At 48.2% G+C, this 19,970-nt stretch carries 23 protein-coding genes and 2 pseudogenes; 10 read left to right on the top strand and 15 right to left on the bottom strand.

Annotated features, from left to right (window positions below):
* Nucleotides 1-236: 236 nt before the first annotated feature.
* The 3 genes from LVJ85_RS05930 to LVJ85_RS05920 are packed head-to-tail and all read right to left on the bottom strand — an operon-like array spanning nucleotide 237 to nucleotide 1,615.
* Complete coding sequence (locus tag LVJ85_RS05930) at nucleotides 237-566, bottom strand: multidrug efflux SMR transporter (RefSeq protein WP_255733876.1); 330 nt, start codon at nucleotides 564-566, stop codon at nucleotides 237-239.
* A gap of 42 nt (nucleotides 567-608) precedes the next feature.
* Nucleotides 609-908 (bottom strand): AzlD family protein, encoded by a 300-nt coding sequence (locus LVJ85_RS05925; RefSeq protein WP_244742500.1) that lies wholly within the window; start codon nucleotides 906-908, stop codon nucleotides 609-611.
* Nucleotides 905-1,615, bottom strand: coding sequence for an AzlC family ABC transporter permease (locus LVJ85_RS05920; protein ID WP_244742497.1), 711 nt, complete (start codon nucleotides 1,613-1,615; stop codon nucleotides 905-907). Before LVJ85_RS05920 ends, LVJ85_RS05925 begins: the two co-directional genes overlap by 4 nt.
* 164 nt (nucleotides 1,616-1,779) lie before the next feature.
* Between LVJ85_RS05920 and trpE the strand changes: the two genes are divergently transcribed.
* Nucleotides 1,780-3,255 carry an anthranilate synthase component I gene (trpE, locus tag LVJ85_RS05915; protein ID WP_244742494.1) on the top strand — a complete coding sequence of 492 codons (1,476 nt, stop codon included), beginning with the start codon at nucleotides 1,780-1,782 and terminating at the stop codon, nucleotides 3,253-3,255.
* 85 nt (nucleotides 3,256-3,340) lie between these two features.
* Nucleotides 3,341-4,177, top strand: a complete 837-nt coding sequence (locus LVJ85_RS05910) for an abortive infection system antitoxin AbiGi family protein (protein WP_244742491.1) — start codon at nucleotides 3,341-3,343, stop codon at nucleotides 4,175-4,177.
* A gap of 139 nt (nucleotides 4,178-4,316) precedes the next feature.
* On the opposite strand, the gene LVJ85_RS05905 is transcribed toward LVJ85_RS05910, so the two are convergent.
* Complete coding sequence (locus tag LVJ85_RS05905) at nucleotides 4,317-4,703, bottom strand: MliC family protein (RefSeq protein WP_115133492.1); 387 nt, start codon at nucleotides 4,701-4,703, stop codon at nucleotides 4,317-4,319.
* Nucleotides 4,704-4,811: 108 nt separating this feature from the next.
* Here LVJ85_RS05905 and LVJ85_RS05900 point away from each other — a divergent pair, with 108 nt between their 5' ends.
* Nucleotides 4,812-5,705 carry a pirin family protein gene (locus LVJ85_RS05900; RefSeq protein ID WP_244742487.1) on the top strand — a complete coding sequence of 298 codons (894 nt, stop codon included), beginning with the start codon at nucleotides 4,812-4,814 and terminating at the stop codon, nucleotides 5,703-5,705.
* A gap of 78 nt (nucleotides 5,706-5,783) precedes the next feature.
* Here the strand turns inward: LVJ85_RS05900 and leuD are convergent, their stop codons facing one another.
* The 3 genes from leuD to leuC form a co-directional block, all read right to left on the bottom strand.
* Entirely contained in the window at nucleotides 5,784-6,425 is a 642-nt protein-coding gene (gene leuD, locus LVJ85_RS05895; protein ID WP_244742485.1) for a 3-isopropylmalate dehydratase small subunit, read from the bottom strand.
* 72 nt (nucleotides 6,426-6,497) lie between these two features.
* The gene (locus LVJ85_RS05890; RefSeq protein WP_085363832.1) at nucleotides 6,498-6,632 is read right to left on the bottom strand and encodes an entericidin A/B family lipoprotein; all 135 of its coding nucleotides are present in this window, start codon (nucleotides 6,630-6,632) and stop codon (nucleotides 6,498-6,500) included.
* Nucleotides 6,633-6,760: 128 nt separating this feature from the next.
* Nucleotides 6,761-8,167 (bottom strand): 3-isopropylmalate dehydratase large subunit, encoded by a 1,407-nt coding sequence (leuC, locus tag LVJ85_RS05885; RefSeq protein ID WP_085363815.1) that lies wholly within the window; start codon nucleotides 8,165-8,167, stop codon nucleotides 6,761-6,763.
* Between the two features lie 304 nt (nucleotides 8,168-8,471).
* On the opposite strand from leuC, the gene gshA reads away from it, so the two are divergent.
* Nucleotides 8,472-9,812, top strand: coding sequence for a glutamate--cysteine ligase (gene gshA / locus LVJ85_RS05880; RefSeq protein WP_244742483.1), 1,341 nt, complete (start codon nucleotides 8,472-8,474; stop codon nucleotides 9,810-9,812).
* 735 nt (nucleotides 9,813-10,547) lie between these two features.
* On the opposite strand, the gene rplI is transcribed toward gshA, so the two are convergent.
* Genes rplI through rpsF form a run of 4 tightly spaced genes read right to left on the bottom strand, consistent with a single transcriptional unit; the run spans nucleotide 10,548 to nucleotide 11,936 of the window.
* Complete coding sequence (gene rplI / locus LVJ85_RS05875) at nucleotides 10,548-11,000, bottom strand: 50S ribosomal protein L9 (RefSeq protein ID WP_244742481.1); 453 nt, start codon at nucleotides 10,998-11,000, stop codon at nucleotides 10,548-10,550.
* 18 nt (nucleotides 11,001-11,018) lie between these two features.
* Nucleotides 11,019-11,249, bottom strand: a complete 231-nt coding sequence (gene rpsR / locus LVJ85_RS05870) for a 30S ribosomal protein S18 (protein ID WP_054599043.1) — start codon at nucleotides 11,247-11,249, stop codon at nucleotides 11,019-11,021.
* A 6-nt stretch (nucleotides 11,250-11,255) separates the two neighbouring features.
* Nucleotides 11,256-11,558, bottom strand: coding sequence for a primosomal replication protein N (priB, locus tag LVJ85_RS05865; protein WP_370686937.1), 303 nt, complete (start codon nucleotides 11,556-11,558; stop codon nucleotides 11,256-11,258).
* The gene (gene rpsF, locus LVJ85_RS05860; RefSeq protein ID WP_085363818.1) at nucleotides 11,559-11,936 is read right to left on the bottom strand and encodes a 30S ribosomal protein S6; all 378 of its coding nucleotides are present in this window, start codon (nucleotides 11,934-11,936) and stop codon (nucleotides 11,559-11,561) included.
* A gap of 184 nt (nucleotides 11,937-12,120) precedes the next feature.
* Here rpsF and dinB point away from each other — a divergent pair, with 184 nt between their 5' ends.
* Entirely contained in the window at nucleotides 12,121-13,179 is a 1,059-nt protein-coding gene (gene dinB / locus LVJ85_RS05855) for a DNA polymerase IV (protein WP_244742479.1), read from the top strand.
* Between the two features lie 4 nt (nucleotides 13,180-13,183).
* Here the strand turns inward: dinB and LVJ85_RS05850 are convergent, their stop codons facing one another.
* Both LVJ85_RS05850 and LVJ85_RS05845 read right to left on the bottom strand, forming a co-directional pair.
* A complete protein-coding gene (locus LVJ85_RS05850) occupies nucleotides 13,184-13,378 on the bottom strand; it encodes a lipoprotein signal peptidase (protein ID WP_244743072.1) in 195 nt (64 codons plus the stop codon).
* Nucleotides 13,379-13,431: 53 nt separating this feature from the next.
* On the bottom strand, nucleotides 13,432-13,683 hold the full coding sequence (locus LVJ85_RS05845) for a hypothetical protein (RefSeq protein ID WP_085363820.1): 252 nt from the start codon (nucleotides 13,681-13,683) through the stop codon (nucleotides 13,432-13,434).
* 162 nt (nucleotides 13,684-13,845) lie between these two features.
* Here LVJ85_RS05845 and LVJ85_RS05840 point away from each other — a divergent pair, with 162 nt between their 5' ends.
* The 3 genes from LVJ85_RS05840 to LVJ85_RS05830 all read left to right on the top strand — a co-directional run bounded on the left by LVJ85_RS05840 (nucleotide 13,846) and on the right by LVJ85_RS05830 (nucleotide 16,330).
* A complete protein-coding gene (locus LVJ85_RS05840) occupies nucleotides 13,846-14,658 on the top strand; it encodes a hypothetical protein (RefSeq protein ID WP_244742478.1) in 813 nt (270 codons plus the stop codon).
* Between the two features lie 138 nt (nucleotides 14,659-14,796).
* On the top strand, nucleotides 14,797-15,267 hold the full coding sequence (locus LVJ85_RS05835; RefSeq protein WP_244742476.1) for a DUF3465 domain-containing protein: 471 nt from the start codon (nucleotides 14,797-14,799) through the stop codon (nucleotides 15,265-15,267).
* A 70-nt stretch (nucleotides 15,268-15,337) separates the two neighbouring features.
* Nucleotides 15,338-16,330 carry an asparaginase gene (locus tag LVJ85_RS05830; RefSeq protein WP_244742474.1) on the top strand — a complete coding sequence of 331 codons (993 nt, stop codon included), beginning with the start codon at nucleotides 15,338-15,340 and terminating at the stop codon, nucleotides 16,328-16,330.
* A gap of 485 nt (nucleotides 16,331-16,815) precedes the next feature.
* On the opposite strand, the gene rep is transcribed toward LVJ85_RS05830, so the two are convergent.
* The gene (rep, locus tag LVJ85_RS05825) at nucleotides 16,816-18,825 is read right to left on the bottom strand and encodes a DNA helicase Rep (RefSeq protein WP_244742472.1); all 2,010 of its coding nucleotides are present in this window, start codon (nucleotides 18,823-18,825) and stop codon (nucleotides 16,816-16,818) included.
* Nucleotides 18,826-19,045: 220 nt separating this feature from the next.
* Between rep and LVJ85_RS05820 the strand changes: the two are divergent.
* Nucleotides 19,046-19,129, top strand: a pseudogene (locus LVJ85_RS05820) (IS1595 family transposase); the annotation flags it as partial.
* On the opposite strand, the pseudogene LVJ85_RS13450 reads toward LVJ85_RS05820, so the two are convergent.
* Nucleotides 19,096-19,227 (bottom strand): annotated as a pseudogene (locus tag LVJ85_RS13450) (IS1595 family transposase); the annotation flags it as partial. The pseudogenes LVJ85_RS05820 and LVJ85_RS13450 sit on opposite strands and share 34 nt — an antisense overlap.
* A gap of 149 nt (nucleotides 19,228-19,376) precedes the next feature.
* Between LVJ85_RS13450 and LVJ85_RS05810 the strand changes: the two are divergent.
* The gene (locus LVJ85_RS05810; protein WP_244742470.1) at nucleotides 19,377-19,700 is read left to right on the top strand and encodes a hypothetical protein; all 324 of its coding nucleotides are present in this window, start codon (nucleotides 19,377-19,379) and stop codon (nucleotides 19,698-19,700) included.
* The last annotated feature ends 270 nt before the right edge of the window (nucleotides 19,701-19,970 follow it).

Raw genomic sequence — 19,970 nt, 5'->3', positions numbered from 1 at the left:
AAGTTGACGGTTCTTACTAGATTGTCGTTTTTGTAGATACGCAGCAGATAGGATTTGCTGTTAAAGAACCTGTCTAAATCTACAGAGTAGTAAGCAATACACACGATTAAGCCCCTTTCACTTGGCTGGAGTTAAAGGGGCTTAACGTTTGTAAAATATGCCCCTGATATGGGGCGCAATATATAAGGCCGTCTGAAAAACTTTTCAGACGGCCTCACCATTTATCTGCCACACATTCAATGTCGAACCATGCCCGACAAAGTATTCAAAATCACCACGCCCGCCAAAATAAACCCGATGCCCACAATCCCAGCGATATCCGCCTTCTGCCCGAAAAACACCATGCTCACCAAGCACGTCAGCACCAGCCCCACGCCTGCCCATACCGCGTATGCCGTACCAAGCGGAATACTTTTCAAAGACAGCGACAAGAAATAAAACGAGCATACGAAAGCCACCGCCATCGCCGCAGTAGGCCACGGTTTGGTAAAGCCCTCACTAAGCTTAAGCATGGAAGAACCAAACACCTCGCTCAGAATCGCCAACGATAAGAAAAACCAATGCACAACCCACTCCTTCCATCAAATCCCACACAACAGGCAAAACGCCTAATTCATCCAACGCCCCAATATCGCCGCAGAAGCAACGGCAATCAACACCGTAGGCAGCATCCCCCAACGGCTCGCCGCCAATATCGTAACGGCCAAAGCCACCAGTTCATGCGGTTTGCCGGAAGCAAAATACGGCGCGATCACTGCAATCAACACGCACCCCGGCGCAGCATCCATCACCGCCGCGGCGCGCGGGCTTAGCGTGCGGTTGCGCAGCATAAAAAAACCGATTAAACGGGTCGAATAAGTTGCCGCCAACATACCCATCACCACAGTAAACGATGCCCACGAAATCATTTGCCGCGCCCTCCCCAATAAGCGGCCAGCAAGCCCGCCAAAGCCCCGGCAGGCACATACCAAGCGCCGTTGATACCCAGATAAACCGACACCGCCACCACCAAGCTCACCAACCACGGCACGGCCGCCTTAAACCCTTTCCACAAGCCGCGCAACAACACCAAAAACACGGCGGGAAACGCCATGCCGAAGCCCCAAGCCGCCACGTCGCCAAACACCGGCCCCGCAGCCGCGCCCATACCCGTTACCGCCACCCACACCACATAAAGCGTCAACGCCGTACCCATATAATACGACAGGCTAAACGCAGGCAAGCCCAGCTGCTTGCGCCGGTGGATATCGGCCATACTCAAAGCCCAGCTCTCGTCAGTCATAAAAAACAAAGCAGGCAGCGCTTTTTTCATCGGCACATCTTTCAGATACGGCGTCAAAGCCGCGCCCATCAAAATATGGCGGGTGTTGATCATAAACGTTACCGTAACAATCAGCAGCACCGGCAGCGGATCCGCCCACAACCCCACCGCCGCAAACTCAGAGCCGCCGGCGAAATTCAGCCCCGTCATCATCGACATTTCCAGCGGGCTCATCCCTTTCTGCCCGCCCTGCACACCCAAAATCAGCGCAAACGGCAACATCCCGATAATCACAGGCAGACAGTCTTTAGCCCCGCGCCAAAACTCGGATTGCGGAGAAACAGCCGTATTCATAACGAATCCCGAAAAACAAAAAGCGGATTATAGCAAGAGGCCGTCTGAAAGCGAACTTGAGGGCTTCGCCAAAACCTTTTCAGACGGCCTCTTCCCTATCAATCCGGCCTATAAAACTGCTATACTCATCCGCATTTTCCACCCCGCTTCAGGCCGTCTGAAACATGATTACCAAACAAGAATACCAAGCCCAAGCCGCCGCAGGTTACAACCGCATTCCGCTGGTTCAAGAGCTGCTGGCCGACCTCGACACCCCGCTTTCCCTCTACCTCAAACTCGCCAACCGGCCCTACACCTACCTGCTCGAATCCGTGGTCGGCGGCGAACGCTTCGGGCGCTATTCCTTCATCGGCCTGCCCTGCCGCACCTATCTGAAAGCGTCGGGCAAACACGTCGATGTGTACCAAGACGGCCAAATCATCGAACAATACGAAGGCAACCCGCTGCATTTCATCGAAGCCTTCCACCAACGTTTCAAAACACCCGAAATCCCCGGCCTGCCCCGCTTCACCGGCGGTTTGGTCGGCTACTTCGGCTACGAAACCATCTACCATTTCGAGCACTTCGCCCACCGCTTCCAAAACAGCAACAAACCCGACACCATCGGCACGCCCGACATCCTGCTGATGCTCTCGCAAGAACTCGCCGTCGTCGACAACCTCAGCGGCAAAATCTACCTCATCGTCTATGCCGACCCCGCCGTTTCAGACGGCTACGAACAAGCCCGCGAACGGCTGGAAGACCTACGCACCCGCCTGCGCCAAAGCTGCGCCATTCCCCTTTCCCTCGGCAGCCCCAAAACCGAACCGGAACACGAAACCGGCGAAGCGCGCTACAAAGAATACGTGCGCAAAATCCGCGAATACATTCTCGACGGCGACTGCATGCAAGTCGTGCCCAGCCAGCGCATGAAGCAGAAATTTACCGACAACCCGCTCAGCCTCTACCGCGCCCTGCGCACGCTCAACCCCTCGCCGTACATGTTTTACTACGACTTCGGCGACTTCCACGTTGTCGGCTCGTCTCCCGAAATCCTCGTGCGCCGCGAACGCGACAACATCATCGTCCGCCCCATCGCCGGCACCCGCCTGCGCGGCAAGACCCCTGCCGAAGATTTGGCCAACGAACAAGATTTGCTGGGCGACGCCAAAGAAATCGCCGAACATGTGATGCTGATTGATTTAGGCAGAAACGATGTCGGCCGCGTCAGCGAAACCGGCGAAGTCAAAGTTACCGACAAAATGATCATCGAACGCTATTCGCACGTGATGCACATCGTTTCCAACGTAGAAGGCCGTCTGAAAAACAACATCGACAACATGCAGATACTCGCCGCCACCTTCCCCGCCGGCACCCTGTCCGGCGCTCCCAAAGTGCGTGCGCTCGAAATTATCGAAGAACTCGAACCCAACAAACGCTGCATCTACGGCGGTGCCGTCGGCTGCTGGAGCTTCAACAACGACATGGACTTAGCCATCGCCATCCGCACCGCCGTGATTAAAGACCAAACCCTGTATGTACAAAGCGGCGGCGGCATCGTGGCCGATTCCGACGAAGAAGCCGAATGGCAGGAAACCCAAAACAAAGCCCGCGCGGTATTGCGGGCGGCACAGATGGTGCAGGAAGGGTTGGATAGATAAGGCCGTCTGAAAAACTGCGATTTTTCAAACTAATATGTAAACCTACCTTTTAAATCATAAATTAATTATTTTTACTCCAACAGTTATGGCTATCAAATCTAATACGTTATTTCACTTTACTCCTAAGGAGGAATATTTATTTGATATTTTGGAATCTGGTTTTTGGCCTAGATATTGTTTAGAGGATATCAAGTGGCTTGTCAGCAAAGAAATTCAACACGAGCTTACCTATAGTGATGGCAACATTTTAAGCGATCTTATAAAAAATATAATTAAAGGAAATATTTCATCTCTTGCATATCCAATGGTTTGCTTTTGCGATATTCCATTAGCTCAGATCACATCACATACAGATTTTTATGGAAAATTTGGCATCGGCATGTCAAAAGATTGGGGAATTAAAAATGGTTTGAATCCTATTTTTTATATATCAGATGAAAGCATGATACCTGATGCAATTAGAAAAAGTATTTTCGATTTCCTTATGATTTTTATTCCCAAATTAATAATCACAAAAAATATTACCATGCCCGCACCTGTTAAATTACTCCAATTTATCAAGCCCTTAAAAGGAATTATGAAAAATAAAATGGGACAAATGGTGGAGAAGAATTTTGATGAGGAGTGTGAATGGAGATATATTCCCAATCCTAAAAATCAACTTTTTTCAGACTTCTTACCTAAGCTTATCTTCAAAGATAATAAAGAGCTTGAAAATGCTAATAATGCTACAAAGTGGGATGCTTCTCTTACTTTTGAACCCAATGATATTAGATATATTTTTGTACCTGAAGATAAAGATATCCCCAATGTAATTCAGCAGATACACATTATTTTTGAAAACAAGGGTTACACAAATGATGAAATTTATTTGCTCTCATCCAAAGTTATTTCCTTAGATACCATAATGAAAGATATTTGATAGATATAAATCTGGTTCTCCTACTTTTTACAATTAATCCTGACAACTGTATCAATAACTTTCTGTCAAAAAATAATAGTAAAAAAATCAGGCTGCACGGAAACCGTTTCCGTGCAGCCTAAACATTAACGCCAACCGATTAACGGGGGCGGCAAACCGTATCCCAAAGTTTTTTGGTCGTGCGGTATTGGCTGTCAGGATAAGTCAGCACCGCCGTACCGCCTTGCTCATGCCATCTTAACGTATTGGCATCGTTCACAAAATAGTTACCCGAAGCGGAAGGCGCTCGGTAGGTTTGAACGATAAACGTATCTTTGCCGTTGTTGAAGCTAACCACAGCGTGATTCTCAGATTTATAGTTCACCAACACTTTATAGCCGTTGTCGCAACGGAACTTGCCGATATTGCTTGAAGAACCGCTCGAAGCGCCATTATCCAGCCCGCCGATTTCAACACCCTCAAGGCTTACGCAGGCGCTTGCCAGCAAAACCAAAGCCATAGGAGCCAACTTTTTGAAAATGCTCATAGAAAATCCTTAAATCAGGTATATTTTAAATATGCTTCACAGCGAAACCATTATAAGAGATGATTTTGTCAGCAACAATCCGCACCACGAAAACAAGGAACACACAGCATGAACCCTCAAAAATTAAGTGCCAAAACCAAAGACGTCGGCGGCATTCCCGTTGCCCGCCTGATACCGCAGGCAAACCGCCGCACCATCGGCGCATGGTGTTTTCTCGACCATGCAGGCCCGGCCGAATTTAACGCTTTTTCAGACGGCCTCCAAATCGGTTCGCATCCGCATACCAACCTGCAAACCTTCACTTGGATGCTTGAAGGCGAATTATGGCACCAAGACAGCTTGGGCCACCGCCAGCTTATCCGCCCCAAACAAGTCAATTTGATGACGGCCGGCACGGGCGACACACACGGCATTGCCCATACCGAACAAACGCCCGAAGGCGTAAAAAATCTGCACGCCGTACAGCTGTGGATTGCCTTGCCGATGAATCAAGACATCAAGCCCGATTTCCAACATTATCCCGAGCTGCCCGAATGGGAAGACAACGGCGTGCGCTACATCCTCACCACCGGCCGCTATCAAGGCCGCACCGCGCCCACCGCCCAACACAGCCCCTTGCTCGGTGTGGACATCCAATGCCCGAACGCCGCAAAACTCGATATTCCGGCAAACCCGTCTTGGGAATACGGCGTGTTGGTAATTGCAGGCAAAGTCCGCATCAACGGCGAAACATTCGGCGCGGACGAACTGGCCTTCATCGCCGCCGGCCAAGCCGAATCGTTTTCTTTGCAAGCCGAAGCGGGCAGCCACTTTATGCTGCTGGGCGGCGAACCGCTGCCACATCCCACTTTGATTTGGTGGAACTTCGTCGCCGACAGCCGCGAAGCCCTACGCCGCGCTATCGAAGATTGGAACAACGGCAGCGCGCGTTTCGGCTCCGAAATCGATTTAAAGGGCACCCGCCTCACACGCCTCCCTGCTCCTGAAATGCCGGGCAAATAGCTAAACAGGCCATCTGAAAACATTTTCAGACGGCCTGTTCTAAAATCTAACCATTGATATCTAATCTACACCGCCCTATCAGGCATTAAACAACCACGGCTGTTCGGCTTTGCGTTTTTCTTCAAATGCTTTGATTTCATCAGCATGTTGAAGGGTCAGGCCGATTTCGTCCAAGCCGTTGAGCAGGCAGTGTTTGCGGTGCTCGGTGATGTCGAAAGAAAAGGTCTGACCGCCCGGAGTGGTCAAGGTTTGTTTTTCCAAATCAATCGACAAACGATAGCCTTCAGTAGCTTCCACTTCTTTAAACAGCTGATCGACTTGGTCTTCCGTCAACACAATCGGCAATAAGCCGTTTTTGTAGCAGTTGTTGAAGAAAATATCGGCAAAAGAAGGCGCGATGATGGCGCGGAAACCGTAGTCTTCCAAAGCCCACGGCGCATGTTCGCGCGAAGAACCGCAGCCGAAATTTTTGCGGGTCAGCAGGATTTCCGCACCTTGGTAGCGCGGTTGATTTAATGAAAAATCGGGGTTCAACGGACGTTTGCTGTTGTCCATGCCCGGCTCGCCGTGATCAAGATAACGCCATTCGTCAAAAGCGTTGGGGCCGAAGCCGCTGCGTTTGATGGACTTGAGAAATTGTTTGGGAATGATGGCATCGGTATCAACATTAACGCGGTCAAGCGGCGCCACCAGCGCAGTAATAGGGGTAAACGGTTTCATGATTGTACTTTCGGTTAAAAATGCCCCCGCGTTGATGCGGTGCGGGGGCGGGTTTTATCTGTTCAGATAAATTTAGTGTGCATGGCGGTCTGCGGATTGCTCAAGTTTGTCGCCGGCTTTAGATACGTCTTTGCCGAAACCTGAAACGGTATTGCATGCAGACAATAAGGTCATGGCGGTTAAAGCGGCTAATACTAATTTTTTCATGTTGGACTCCTTGATTTTTTGAAAGTACAGTTTCATGTTACTGCACTCCGCATCATGCCAAAAATTTTTCTGAATTACAATTCAATATCTTGCGCTATCTGAAAACTTTTCAGACGGCCTGCATATCTTTACAGAGTGCGCACATCGGTAAAGTGTCCCGCCACGGCAGCGGCCGCCGCCATAGCCGGGCTAACCAAATGCGTACGCCCGCCGTTACCTTGCCGGCCTTCAAAGTTGCGGTTTGATGTTGAAGCGCATCGCTCTTGCGGGGCAAGGCGGTCTGCGTTCATCGCCAAACACATCGAGCAGCCGGGTTCGCGCCATTCGAAGCCTGCATCGGTGAAGATTTTGTCCAAGCCTTCTTTTTCGGCCTGCTCTTTCACCAAACCGGAGCCGGGCACAACCAGCACCCGCTTCACACTTTCCGCTTTCTTGCGTCCGCGCGCCACGGCTGCCGCTTCGCGCAAATCTTCGATGCGGCTGTTGGTGCATGAACCGATAAACACCACGTCCACAGGAATTTCGTTCAAAGGCGTACCGGCCACCAAACCCATATACTCCAACGCGCGCTCCATGCCGCTGCGCTTCACGGGGTCTTGCTCTTCAGAAGGATTGGGTACTTTGCCGCCCACATCCAACACCATTTCGGGCGACGTACCCCATGTTACTTGAGGCTCGATATTGCTTGCTTCAAACTCGAAAACTTTGTCGAATTGGGCGCCTTCGTCCGAAACCAAAGTCTGCCAATAAGCAACGGCTTTCTCCCAATCGCTGCCTTTGGGCGCAAAAGGTTTGCCTTTGATGTAATCAATAGTGGTTTGGTCCACCGCAACAATGCCGGAACGTGCACCTGCCTCAATCGCCATATTGCACAAAGTCATACGGCCTTCCATGCTGAGCGAACGGATGGCTTCGCCGCCGAACTCGATTGCATAGCCTGTGCCGCCTGCCGTGCCGATTTGGCCGATGATATACAAAGCCACGTCTTTGGCGGTAACGCCCGGTTTCAGACGGCCATTAACCTTAATCAGCATGGATTTGGATTTTTTGGCAGTAATACATTGGGTGGCCATGGTGTGTTCGACTTCGGAAGTGCCGATGCCGTGCGCCAACGCACCAAATGCGCCGTGGGTGGAAGTATGCGAATCGCCGCACACTACGGTCATGCCCGGCAAAGTCGCGCCTTGTTCCGGCCCCATAACGTGTACGATGCCCTGTCCTTTGTCTTTAAACGGAAAATAAGCCAGTGCGCCGAATTCTTTGATGTTGCTGTCCAAAGTATCGACTTGCAGCTTGGAAATCGGGTCTTGAATGCCTTTATCCCAATTGTCGGTAGGCGTATTGTGGTCGGCAGTGGAAACCACGCTGTCAACGCGCCACAATTTGCGCCCTGCCAACTTCAAGCCCTCAAAGGCTTGCGGGCTGGTCACTTCATGCACCAAGTGGCGGTCGATATAAAGCAAAACGGTACCGTCTTCTTCTTCGCGGACGATGTGGCTGTTCCAAAGTTTGTCGTAGAGGGTTTGTGCGCTCATAATTTTTCTTTGTAGTTCGGTTAAGTTATTTAGAAATTAAATGATTTTGCCGGTTGGGCTGCATAATTCCAAGGGCAATATTAGGCTTTTCAGACGGCCATTGCAACCCTTTTTGTCTAATTTTTTATAATTAATTAGATGGTACGATAACAATGGCAAAATATTTGTACAAATTGTCTAATTTTGAATATCAGCCACGCTGTAAGAAAAATCTTATCAGGCCGTCTGAAATGAAGAACGCTTGTATCTCAAAGCTAAAAAACCTATTATTCCGCATTATTCACAATTACTCGAAGGAGCCTTCATGAACCTGCCTGTAATGTCTCCCGCCTATCTGCCGCAATTGCAAGAATTCGAACGTAAAATTCTGGCCAATCAAACCAAAATCGAAGCATGGTTCCGCCGCCAATGGTCGGAACACAAGCCGCCGTTTTACGGATCTGTCGACATCCGCAATGCCGGTTACAAAATGGCCTCCATTGACATGAACCTCTTCCCCGGAGGGTTCAACAATCTCAATCCCAACTTTATCCAGCTGGCCGCCCATGCCGCCCAAGACGCGGTCGAACGCTCCTGCCCGCAAGCCAAGTCTGTGCTGATTGTACCCGAAAACCACACGCGCAATACCTTCTATCTGCAAAACGTGTTTGCGCTCAGCAATATCCTGCGCTCCGCCGGTTTTGAAGTGCGCTTGGGCAGCTTGAACCCCGAAATTACCGAACCTACCGAATTTGAAACCGCATTGGGCGAAAAAATCCTACTCGAACCCCTCTTGCGTACTCGAGGCCGGGTTCACCTTTCAGACGGCTTCTCCCCTTGTCTGATTCTATTAAATAACGACTTATCCGGCGGCACGCCCGATATTTTAAAAGACATCGCCCAAACCGTATTACCGCCGCTTCACGGAGGTTGGACGACCCGCAGAAAGACCGCACATTTTGCAGCTTACGACGAAGTTGCCGAAGAATTCGCACAATTAATCGATATCGACCCTTGGCACATTAATCCCTATTTCGAACAAATCAGCGGTTTGGATTTTCAAGAGCGCGAAGGAGAAGATGCCCTGGCCGAGGCGGTTGAGCGGATGCTGGCTAAAATTCAAGCCAAATACGATGAAAAAGGTATCCAAGATACGCCTTTTGTGATTGTCAAAGCTGATGCAGGCACCTACGGCATGGGCGTTATGAGCGTTAAATCAGCGGAAGAAATACGCGGCCTCAACCGCAAAAACCGCAATAAAATGGCCAAAATAAAAGAAGGGCTTGAAGTCAACGAAGTTATCGTGCAAGAAGGTATTTACACCTACGAAACACTCAACGATGCCGTATCCGAACCCGTAGTGTATATGATAGACCGCTTTGTGGTTGGTGGCTTCTTTCGAGTCCATGAAGGCCGTGGTACCGATGAAAACCTGAACGCAACCGGCATGTCTTTCGTGCAGTTGAACCAAGCCATCCCCGTGGCCGGCGCAGAAGACGGCAACGAAGAACGCTGCAAACGGGTTTTTGCCCAATGGGATTCACTCGGCGTACCACAAACAAACAGCGCAAACCCTGATTGCGAATGCAACCGCCTGTATGTTTACGGCGTCATGGCCCGTCTTTCCCTTCTCGCGGCATCTAAAGAACTGGAAAAAACTGCATAAACTGCTCTTCCCAAGCAGCTTTTTAGTTCTCTTTTAACATTTCAGTTAAACACCCGGCGGCAGAAATAACTTCTGCTGCTGTTTTTTGAGGGTTGAAGTGCCGGCCAATAAAATTATTTTGCCAATTGCCAAACCACACAAAACACAAAACCCTGCTTAAATGCAGGGTTCAGTTTCATCATCAATCTTAAATTTATTTATTGAAATTTCTAAACTCAGATTGATCTTTATCCTAAAGCAATAAACAGTCGGATAAATTACATCACTTTTTGATGCGTACGAGGTTGGCTGTTCACAGGTTTGCGTGCATTAAAAGCACGTTTTGATGCCTGAAAAATAGCCTGGCGTCTGCGATGTTGCATAATATCTCCTTTCTTTTTTGTTGTCGTCATATGAGATATGGGCAATATAATGCCTTTGTATATTTATTACAATACCATTTTTGATAAACAATGTTTATTATTGATAAATAAGTTATGAAAAACAAATCCCCGGTATAGCAATGTAAAATTTCATGTAACTGACGTATTAATAATATAGTGATAATAAATGCTTATTGATTAATTAAAAAATCCCAAAAGTAAATTTTGAAATTAATTTTTATAAACCGCCCATGATAGATAATCAATTAAATATGAAGTCTTCAATTAAACACAGTAACCTTTAATAGCAATGAGGCCGTCTGAAATTTTCAGACGGCCTGTCTTCAAATCAAAACTTCTTTAAGAAGAAATATTACTCAGCAGCGGCAACCACAGCAACTTTGATAGCTGCCACAACATCAGTATGCAAAGCTACTTCTAAGTCGTACTCACCAACCGCTTTCAGCGGGCCGTTAGGCAGGCGGACGTTTGATTTTGCAACTTCAACACCTGATTCAACGATAGCAGCAGCGATATCAGCGTTGGTAACAGAACCGAACAAGCGACCATCAACACCTGCTTTTTGAGCCACAGTGATGGTTTGACCGTCCAATTTTTCTTGGCGGGCTTTTGCATCAGCCAGAATTTCAGCTTGCTTGGCTTCTAACTCAGCACGACGAGCTTCAAATTCTTTCATATTGGCTTCAGTAGCACGTTTGGCTTTGCCTGAAGGAATCAGGAAGTTGCGGGCATAACCGTTTTTTACGGTTACGATGTCGCCCAAGTTACCCAAGCCACCGATTTTTTCTAACAGAATAATTTGCATAGTCAGAATCTCCGTAAATTATTTATGTTGGTCGGTGTAAGGCAACAAAGCCAGGAAACGAGCACGTTTTACGGCAACAGCCAATTGACGTTGGTAATGTGCTTTGGTACCGGTAATGCGTGCCGGAATGATTTTACCGTTTTCAGAAATGAAGTCTTTCAACAAGTCTACTTGTTTGTAATCAACTTCTTGGATTTTTTCAGCCGTGAAACGGCAGAATTTTCTACGTTTGAATGATTGACGAGCCATTGTCGTTTAACCTTTATATTCTTTAATGTTTTGTATGCGCAACACAGGTTTGGGATAGCGTTGGCTTTTTTGTGCCAGAAAACCGTTTACTGTAACTACGGTTTCAACCCTGTGTTGCCAATTAAGCGCATCCTTACCGAGAATTTTGGCGGGTAGTTCAAATTTGACCAAACATTTCTGCCCGTTTTCCTCTTGCCAAGATTCATGTTTCAAGATGATATCCAAAACCGGTATTCCGGCCGGCGTATATCTCAATTCTCCGCAATGGGAAATTTGGGCGGTAAGGCTGAAAAGATTTTCAATCTTCAATTACGCTTCGGCAGTTTCTTCTTTAGCCGCAGAGTTGCTGTCGAGCAGATTTTTAGACTTTTCGTCTTTCAGCATCGGAGAAGCTTCGGTAACGGCATGTTTGGTTTTGATGGTCAGATGACGCAATACGGCATCGTTGAAGCGGAAAGCGGTTTCCAGCTCTTCAACCACTTCGGGAGTGGTTTCGATGTTCATCAAAACATAGTGTGCTTTGTGGATTTTGTTAATCGGGTAAGCCAGTTGGCGGCGGCCCCAATCTTCCAAGCGGTGGATTTTACCGCCTGCTTCGTTAATCATGGTTTTGTAACGTTCAACCATAGCGGGCACTTGCTCGCTTTGATCCGGATGAACGATAAACACGATCTCATAATGACGCATGTTATCTCCTTACGGCTATTAAATCCTTTTACCATGCGAAAGTAAAAGGCAAGGTTGGAAAACGCGAAATTATAACGGCTTTATTTTTATAAAGCAATATCATGGTATTGTGAATAGCCCGATTCAAGCCGCAAAGTATTACAATAATGTTTTTCAGACGGCCTCATTTACAAAAATACCAACCATGCAAACGCGCAAAATCATCCACATTGATATGGACGCATTCTATGCCTCGGTAGAGTTGCGCGAGCAACCGCATCTGCGCGGTAAACCTTTGGTGGTTGCATGGGACGGGCCTCGCTCGGTGATTTGCGCCGCATCTTATGAAGCCCGACAGTTTGGCCTGCATTCGGCTATGTCTGTTGCAACAGCCAAAAGGCTCTGCCCTCAAGCAGTATATATCCAACCCCATTTTGGTTTATATAGGGAAGTATCGCGCGAGATTCATTCTATTTTTGCGAGATATACCAAGTTGGTTGAGCCTTTATCACTGGATGAAGCTTATTTGGACGTTACCCGCAATCTTCAAAATATTCCCTATGCGGGTGAAATTGCTCAAAAAATACGCCAAGAAATCAAACAGAAAACGGGGCTGACGGCTTCTGCGGGAGTTGCACCCAATAAATTTCTGGCCAAAATTGCTTCAGACTGGCGCAAACCAGACGGACAGTTTGTACTGCATCCTCAAAAGGTAGAAGCGTTTTTGGAACGTTTGCCGCTGGGGAAAATTCCGGGTGTCGGCAAAGTGACGTTGCAAAAGATGAAAACCCTCGGCATGGAAACCGCCGGTGATTTGCGCCGCTTTGAACGCGGTCAGCTGCTGCACCACTTCGGGCGCTACGGCTACCGCTTATACGATTTGGCGCGCGGCATTGATGAACGGGAAGTCAAACCGAACCGTGAGCGGTTGCAGATTTCCACTGAAATTACCTTGCCCGAAGACCTGCCTTTAAACGAAATTTCAACTCATTTATCTGTTTTAACTGCCGATTTGTGGGAACAGATGGTTCGTAAAAAAGTGCAGGCCCGCAGCGTAACGTTGAAATTGAAAACCGCTGATTTCCATATCATCACCCGTTCGCTTACCTATTCTTCTTTCCTGTCGAACCATGCTGCCTTGTTGCAAGCCGCCGAAGCTCTGATTCTGCGTATTCCTGCGCAAAACTATACTTTCCGGTTAATCGGTGTCGGCGTAAGCCATCTGATACCCGAGGGTACGCAGCAATCGTTATGGGATATATGATTTTTCAGACGGCCTGAGACCTTTGCAAAACCCTCAAATGTGGATGCAGTTCAGGGCGTAGCAGCACAGCGAGTGCAGACATATCATATAGATAGGCAAACGAGCGAGCAGCGCACAACGCAGAAATGCGCCGCAGATGAGGGGTTTGCAAAGGTCTCAGCCTGGATGCTTGTTTCCACTCAAAGAATGCGGTTGATATTCAAAACAAAGTAAATAAACCGGCTTATTCCGTTTACTTTTACACTTTTAATCTTAACGTTCTTTTTCTCTAAAGAAAGCGTAAGTCACATCATGGAATAAATCCACGTGCGGACTGTCTTCATAATTCAATTCGGCTAAAGCGTCTTCAAAAGCCAATTGCACCGATTCCACCACGTCTTGTGCGATATCTGCAGGCAGAGCGCGTACCATGCCTTTGAATGCGGTGGAAAGCACATGATTTTGCATACGTAAAACATCGTATGCCTCTTCAAGGTATTCTAAACGTTGTTCTATGCCGCTCATGATTTTTCCTTCTATAAATTCTGCTAAAATAAAACATTATATAGGAATTAAACAAATACCGCGGTTTGGCGGTTGATTGCATCTGCAACCGCCGCCAAACGGCTTCAAACATTAAGGCAGGCCGATTTCTGCCGCATTTCGAATGAAAGTGAATAATTAATAATGAATAATCCACGTTACAATCCGAAATCCGAGCCTCAAAACGGAGAAGATGAATTCGACTGGGAAAGCGGCTTGGAAAAGCTGCGCCAGCAGCGCAATACGGGGCGTGAAAATCCTGCTCCGGCACGCCCTGCCCCGCAACCTGCCGCGCCCGCTTACCAGCCTGCTTCTTCCAAACCGACCGAAGCCCAACTGAGCGCGAGGGCTGCGGAAAAAATGTTGCGCGAGTATTTGCAGCAATGGCAGGAAGAGCATAACGAGCTGTTTACGGAAAACATTACTGCCGAAACGGATACAACCGTTTTGCTGCAAGAAGACTGGGTTGCCGCTCAAACCGCTCTGCAAACTGCCCGGGTTGACGATAAAAATATTGAAAGCACACGCACCGTGTGGCTCAACCCTAAGCGCCAAACCGTGTCATTCAACGAGCCGGAAAACCTGCGCCAAACCGGCCGTTCCGATGACAATGCTGACGAACAGTCTGACAATGCTTTCGAATCCGTTGTACCGCACGAAGATTGGCTGCCGGTTACCGTTAAGGTTATCAACCCGCAGGTTGATCCGAGAAAGCCTGTGATGTGTCTTTCGGAACAGGAATTATTGGAGCGTTTGAGCCGCCGTTTGCGTCCGCATTTAACCGATGCGGTGGCCGGTATGGTGCGTGTGGCAGTGCAAAAGCAAACCGCCGCCCTGACTTATCAACTCCAACAGCTTTTAAACGAACAAACGCCCGCGCTTGTGGATGAAATTTTGGATTACAATCTCAAAGCGGCTATGTCTGAAATCAAATACAGCTTAAAATACAAGCGTTAACGGCCTATGCGCCAGAAAGGCCGTCTGAAAAAATCCCCGGCCGCCGTGCAATACCGACACGGCGGCCGGGTGTTTAGCTGCTATATGTCCCATCAATTTTGATTGAACCTTACACGATAAACGTCGGAATCTGAACCAATGAACAAAAATTGGATTTTGCCTGCCATTGTTGCCGTCGCGCTGTTTGGCTACCAGTATGTGTACAAACAGACCCAACCTTCGCTGCCCCACACAGAAACTTCGTCTCCGGCCTCACCCACAATCAACCAACAATCCGCCGACGATATTCTTCAGACGGCCTTTGAGCGCCGCCAAAGCAATATCCAAATAGCGGGCAGCGGCACGGTGAGCAAAACCCTGCCCGACGACAACAAAGGCTCCCGCCATCAGCGCTTTATCTTGAAACTCAACAGCGGACAAAGCCTTTTGGTGGCGCACAATATTGATTTAGCGCCCAAAATCAAAGGGCTGAAAAAAGGGGATACGGTCGCTTTTTACGGCGAATACGAATGGTCGGAAAAAGGCGGCGTTATCCACTGGACACACCACGATCCGCAAGGCAAACACCCCGACGGCTGGTTGAAACACAACGGCGTAATTTATCAATAGAGAAAAGGCCGTCTGAATTTTTCAGACGGCCTGAAACCTTTGCTCCATACATTTCATTCAAATCAAACACATGATTCCGCGTAAAAAAATCTTTGTACTCTACACCGGCGGCACCATCGGCATGAGCCACAGTCAGCAAGGGCTGGCTCCCGATACCGCGCTTGTCGAAAAAGCCCTCACTCCGTTTGCAGATGCCTATTCATTCGACTGGCACATCTGCGAACCCCTAATCGACTCTTCCGCCGTCACCCTCACCGATTGGCACAACTGGCTGCTGTTGTTGCGTGAAAAATCAGCCGCTTACGACGGCATATTGGTTCTTCACGGCACCGACACCCTCGCCTACACCGCCAACCTGTTTGCCCTCGCCCTGCCCGACTTAAACCTGCCCATCGTGATGACCGGCTCGCAATGGCCTTATGATGCCGAACACAGCGACGCCCCTTTAAACTTGGCAACGGCCGTAGCTGCATTCGAACTCAATCTGCCGGAGACAACCATCGCTTTTAACGGCAAGCTGTTTCCTGCCGTGGGCAGCAGCAAAACCAGCACCGAACACGCCGACGGTTTCGACAATCCGCATTTCGGCGCACTCGGAAAATGGTCTTCCCAACAAGGCTGGCACGATTTAAACCTGAGGCCGTCTGAAAAAACGCGCACGTCTTTACACAAACAGCCTTTAAACACACAAGCCAAAGTCGTCTGCCACACCCTCGTTCCCGGATTTTCCGCAGAAACGTTTTCAGACGGCCTATACCACACCGCAGCCGACGCCGTGATTTTACAAAGCTACGGCCACGGCAATGCGCCGTCTCACCCCACTTTCATCCAAGCCGTGCGGGATTTCACGGCCAGCGGCAGATTGGTGCTGAATATCAGTCAGGTAAAACAGGGAAATGCGGCAGCCGTGTACGCGCAAGGCAGTGCGTTGCGCCAAGCCGGAGTAGTAAACGGAGGCAAAGCCAATTTAGAAACCGCGCTGGTATTGCTCACGCTGGCGGTTAGCAATGGTTTGAGCAGCAATCAATTGCAAGCAGAATTGGCTGCATTGCGGTTGCTGTAATCGTCAAACTGAAACGAGATGGCAAGCGGGGTGTAGCCGTCAAAAGCTGATGAAATGAAGCATCTCTTATTTAAGAGAACCAGAACTCGGAATGTGGTTTTAGCAAAACCCGCATAACGAGTTTTGGCAAAACTCACCAAGTTCGCTTTCAGACGGCCTCGAGCTTTTACAAAACTCTAGTAAAGGCTAAAGCAAGTTTGAGGCCGTCTGAAAGCAAACTTTGTAACTTTTACCACAGTATCTTCACAACAAGCGGCTTTCGTAAGGGCAGATTGCATATCCGCCCGACACTTGGAAACACGCAAATTGTGTTCAACGCCAATCAAACCTTCTTTTAAAATCAAATCAAAATCGCAAAACAATTGTCCGATTTTTCATTACTGAACTCCAGTTACAGGCGGATATACAATCCGGCCCGCACACCGCTTGCTTTGAACACGAAAGTTTAAAATCGTTGCTGATTCGTAAAGTTTTCAGCCCTGCTCTCAGCCATCGCCTTTATTGATCTGCGCATCCAACATAGCCTTCAAAGCATCCAGATTTCTCTTACCTTCTTCTTTGCTCACAATCGGTTCGCCGCCTTTTCTGCCGAGGATTTTCAAATCTTCCTGCGGCATTTCGTCGATAAAGCGGCTGGGGTCGGGAAACTGCCATGTACCCTGCCGTTTGCGCTTCACGCAGTGGGTGAGCGTGAGCTGGCGTTTGGCTCTGGTAATGCCCACATACATCAGCCGACGTTCTTCTTCGACGTTGCTCTCTTCGATACTGTCGGCGTGGGGCAGCATGCCTTCTTCGCAACCTACGAGAAACACATACGGATATTCCAAACCTTTGGAGGCGTGTAGGGTGGAAAGTTTGACCGCATCTGTTTCTTCTTCATTTTTGCCTTCGAGCAAGGTCATCAAGGCGATGGTTTGGGCGATTTCGACGATGTTTTTGCCGTCCTGCTCGCCTTTGCGCGCCAGCCAGTCGGTGAGGTCGGTAACGTTGCGCCATTTGATTTCGCCGGCTTTACCTTCTTCGCTGCCGAGCAGATGGGCTTCGTAGGCGATGTCGGCCAGCAGGTTGTTGACGAGTTCGCCCGCGTCGTCGTGTTCGGCACGGGCGCGGTAATCTTCCATCAAGGCCATGAATTGTTGCAGGTGCTCGCGGTTTTGCGTATTTAAGACGGCCTGTGCTTCGGGGTTTAACGCCGCTTCATACAGGCTGCATTCGTGGCTGTGGGCGTAGGCGTTGAGTTTGCCGAGGGTGGCTTCGCCGATGCCGCGTTTGGGTGTGGTAACGGCGCGTAAAAAGGCGGGGTCGTCGTTAGGGTTGGCAAGCAGGCGGATGTAGGACAATATGTCTTTAATTTCGGCCTTATCAAAAAAACTCTGGCCGCCTGAAAGCTGGTAAGGCACGCGCGCACTGCGCAAGGCTTCTTCAAACACCCGCGCCTGATGGTTGCCGCGGTAGAGGACGGCGAAATCGGCGTATTGGGTTTTGTCGCCGCCCACCAGTTTCTGTTTCACAATCTGGCTTACCACCCATTCGGCTTCGTGCTGTTCGTGCTGACAGGCGACGATTTTGATGTGTTCGCCCATGCCGAACTGCGACCACAAGGTTTTTTTAAACAGCTTGGGGTTGTTTTCAATCACCTTGTTGGCCACTTTCAATATCCGCGCGGTGGAGCGGTAGTTTTGCTCCAGCTTGATCACTTTCATCTGCGGATAGTCTTCCTGCATTTGGCGCAGGTTTTCCATGTTTGCGCCGCGCCATGCGTAGATGGATTGGTCGTCGTCTCCCACGGCGGTAAACATGCCTTCCGCGCCGGTGAGCAGCTTCATCAAAGTGTATTGGCAGGCGTTGGTGTCTTGGCATTCGTCCACCAGCAGATAGCGCAGGCGGAGCTGCCATTTGTGGCGCACGTCGCTGTTTTGCTGCAACAATATGGCGGGCAGGCGGATTAAGTCGTCGAAATCGACGGCCTGATAGCTTTCCAGCGTAGCCTGATAACCGGCATACACTTTCGCCATTTGGCTTTCCCACTCATTAGAGGCCGTCTGAAGAATCTCTTCGGGCGTTTTCAAATCGTTTTTCCACAAAGAAATCTGATGCTGGGCTTTGAACACGGCTTCTTTGCCGGTGCTGCCGAGCAGCTCGTTGACGATTTTTGCGCTGTCGGTGCCGTCGAGAATAGAAAAATTTTTCTTGTAGCCGATGTTGACGGCTTCTTCGCGCAAAATGCGCATACCGAGCGAGTGGAAAGTACAGATGGTCAGGCCTCGCGTTTGGTTTTTCGGCAGCATTTTGCCCACGCGCTCCTGCATTTCTTTGGCGGCTTTATTGGTAAACGTGATCGCGGCGATGTGGTGGGCGGGATAGCCGACTTTGGTAATCAGGTGTTTGATTTTCTGAGTAATCACGCCGGTTTTGCCGCTGCCCGCGCCCGCCAAAACGAGCAGCGGGCCGCCGAGGTATTGCACGGCTTGTTGTTGCTGGGGATTGAGTTTCATGAGCCGGATCGAACCATAATAAAAAGCGGATACCAAACAGCATCCGCTTTTCTCAATAAAATTAACAACCTGCCCTATCGTTTCATAGCAAATTGCTTAAATATTTTGGCAGAGAGGAAGTCTGCGGTGCATGTTAACATGTTGTTATTTTATATTTCAATAGCAGTCTTTAAAGAACTAGGAGACTGACGTAGATTAGCAGTCATGATAGGCTGTTGAAATAAAGATAACCGACTGTAAGTTAAAGAAGAAGAGTATCCAAAGAAAACTGCTTGAATTATTTGTAATTGAAGGAACTGCACGTTGTAGCTTTAAGTACAGGCTGTTGATGTTTCTGACACTAATCCCTGTCAGTTTGGCGGTGTCGGAAGCGGTCAGATTCAAGGAGAAAAGCCGCAGGATTTAACGGAATTTTGGCTCGGTAATTTTGCTGAACTTTTGATACTTGTTTTTTAATTCCATTTCAGAAGCTTATTACTGCATTTGGTGATTTTGCTTCCTAAGCCCCTAAGTTAATTATGAGAATTAACAACTTTTTTCAGAGTTTAAAAATGAATACCTATAACAATAGCATTTTAATAAAAAATATTATCAGATCGGAGATTATGGTTACAGGAAACAAAAATTTATATAATTTTTTAGTTGGAAAATATATAGATTTGAAATCAGTTTTCTGCCTCAGTATGATCCCAGAACAGGGAGAGGATATTTATACATTAATGATTAATAAAAATAAGGTTATTATGGTAGATGTATCTAGATTAGATTCATCAATAATCGAAACAGAAGGGCTGTCTGCAACAGATTATTTACACCAACTAAAAAATAAACAAGAGAAAGATTTCTTACTAGCTATCCTAAAACAGCAGGAGTAGGCCAAGTTAAAAACCAGTATCTAAAAGCTATTTGAAAACAATTTCAAATGTTTTCAGACGGCCTTAGATTCGAATTTCAAGTGCAACACTCAGGCAGTAGATGAATTTCTTTTAGCGAATATACATATTTAGAAGGAAAATTGCTTACTCTTGAGGTCGATAGATTAGATGTTTCTATTATTTCTAAGCTAGATTGATATAAAGAAAATCAATAAAATTATGAAGAATATACTGTATAAATACAAACCATACACAACAAGTCTCTGTTTT

Source organism: Neisseria sp. Dent CA1/247 (genome assembly GCF_022870825.1).
GTDB lineage: Bacteria > Pseudomonadota > Gammaproteobacteria > Burkholderiales > Neisseriaceae > Neisseria > Neisseria zoodegmatis.
The sequence above is the reverse complement of the archived record's forward strand: the minus strand, read 5'-3'. Positions and strand labels throughout refer to the sequence as shown.

Coding starts and splice junctions, on each gene's coding strand:
- LVJ85_RS05900 (WP_244742487.1), top strand. CDS start 4,812: ATGAACCCTCAAAAATTAAGTGCCAAAACCAAAGACGTCGGCGGCATT.
- leuD (WP_244742485.1), bottom strand. CDS start 6,425: ATGAAACCGTTTACCCCTATTACTGCGCTGGTGGCGCCGCTTGACCGC.
- trpE (WP_244742494.1), top strand. CDS start 1,780: ATGATTACCAAACAAGAATACCAAGCCCAAGCCGCCGCAGGTTACAAC.
- LVJ85_RS05920 (WP_244742497.1), bottom strand. CDS start 1,615: ATGAATACGGCTGTTTCTCCGCAATCCGAGTTTTGGCGCGGGGCTAAA.
- rpsF (WP_085363818.1), bottom strand. CDS start 11,936: ATGCGTCATTATGAGATCGTGTTTATCGTTCATCCGGATCAAAGCGAG.
- LVJ85_RS05810 (WP_244742470.1), top strand. CDS start 19,377: ATGAATACCTATAACAATAGCATTTTAATAAAAAATATTATCAGATCG.
- LVJ85_RS05905 (WP_115133492.1), bottom strand. CDS start 4,703: ATGAGCATTTTCAAAAAGTTGGCTCCTATGGCTTTGGTTTTGCTGGCA.
- LVJ85_RS05835 (WP_244742476.1), top strand. CDS start 14,797: ATGAACAAAAATTGGATTTTGCCTGCCATTGTTGCCGTCGCGCTGTTT.
- rplI (WP_244742481.1), bottom strand. CDS start 11,000: ATGCAAATTATTCTGTTAGAAAAAATCGGTGGCTTGGGTAACTTGGGC.
- LVJ85_RS05890 (WP_085363832.1), bottom strand. CDS start 6,632: ATGAAAAAATTAGTATTAGCCGCTTTAACCGCCATGACCTTATTGTCT.
- LVJ85_RS05840 (WP_244742478.1), top strand. CDS start 13,846: ATGAATAATCCACGTTACAATCCGAAATCCGAGCCTCAAAACGGAGAA.
- LVJ85_RS05925 (WP_244742500.1), bottom strand. CDS start 908: ATGATTTCGTGGGCATCGTTTACTGTGGTGATGGGTATGTTGGCGGCA.
- rep (WP_244742472.1), bottom strand. CDS start 18,825: ATGAAACTCAATCCCCAGCAACAACAAGCCGTGCAATACCTCGGCGGC.
- rpsR (WP_054599043.1), bottom strand. CDS start 11,249: ATGGCTCGTCAATCATTCAAACGTAGAAAATTCTGCCGTTTCACGGCT.
- dinB (WP_244742479.1), top strand. CDS start 12,121: ATGCAAACGCGCAAAATCATCCACATTGATATGGACGCATTCTATGCC.
- LVJ85_RS05910 (WP_244742491.1), top strand. CDS start 3,341: ATGGCTATCAAATCTAATACGTTATTTCACTTTACTCCTAAGGAGGAA.
- LVJ85_RS05845 (WP_085363820.1), bottom strand. CDS start 13,683: ATGAGCGGCATAGAACAACGTTTAGAATACCTTGAAGAGGCATACGAT.
- gshA (WP_244742483.1), top strand. CDS start 8,472: ATGAACCTGCCTGTAATGTCTCCCGCCTATCTGCCGCAATTGCAAGAA.
- leuC (WP_085363815.1), bottom strand. CDS start 8,167: ATGAGCGCACAAACCCTCTACGACAAACTTTGGAACAGCCACATCGTC.
- LVJ85_RS05830 (WP_244742474.1), top strand. CDS start 15,338: ATGATTCCGCGTAAAAAAATCTTTGTACTCTACACCGGCGGCACCATC.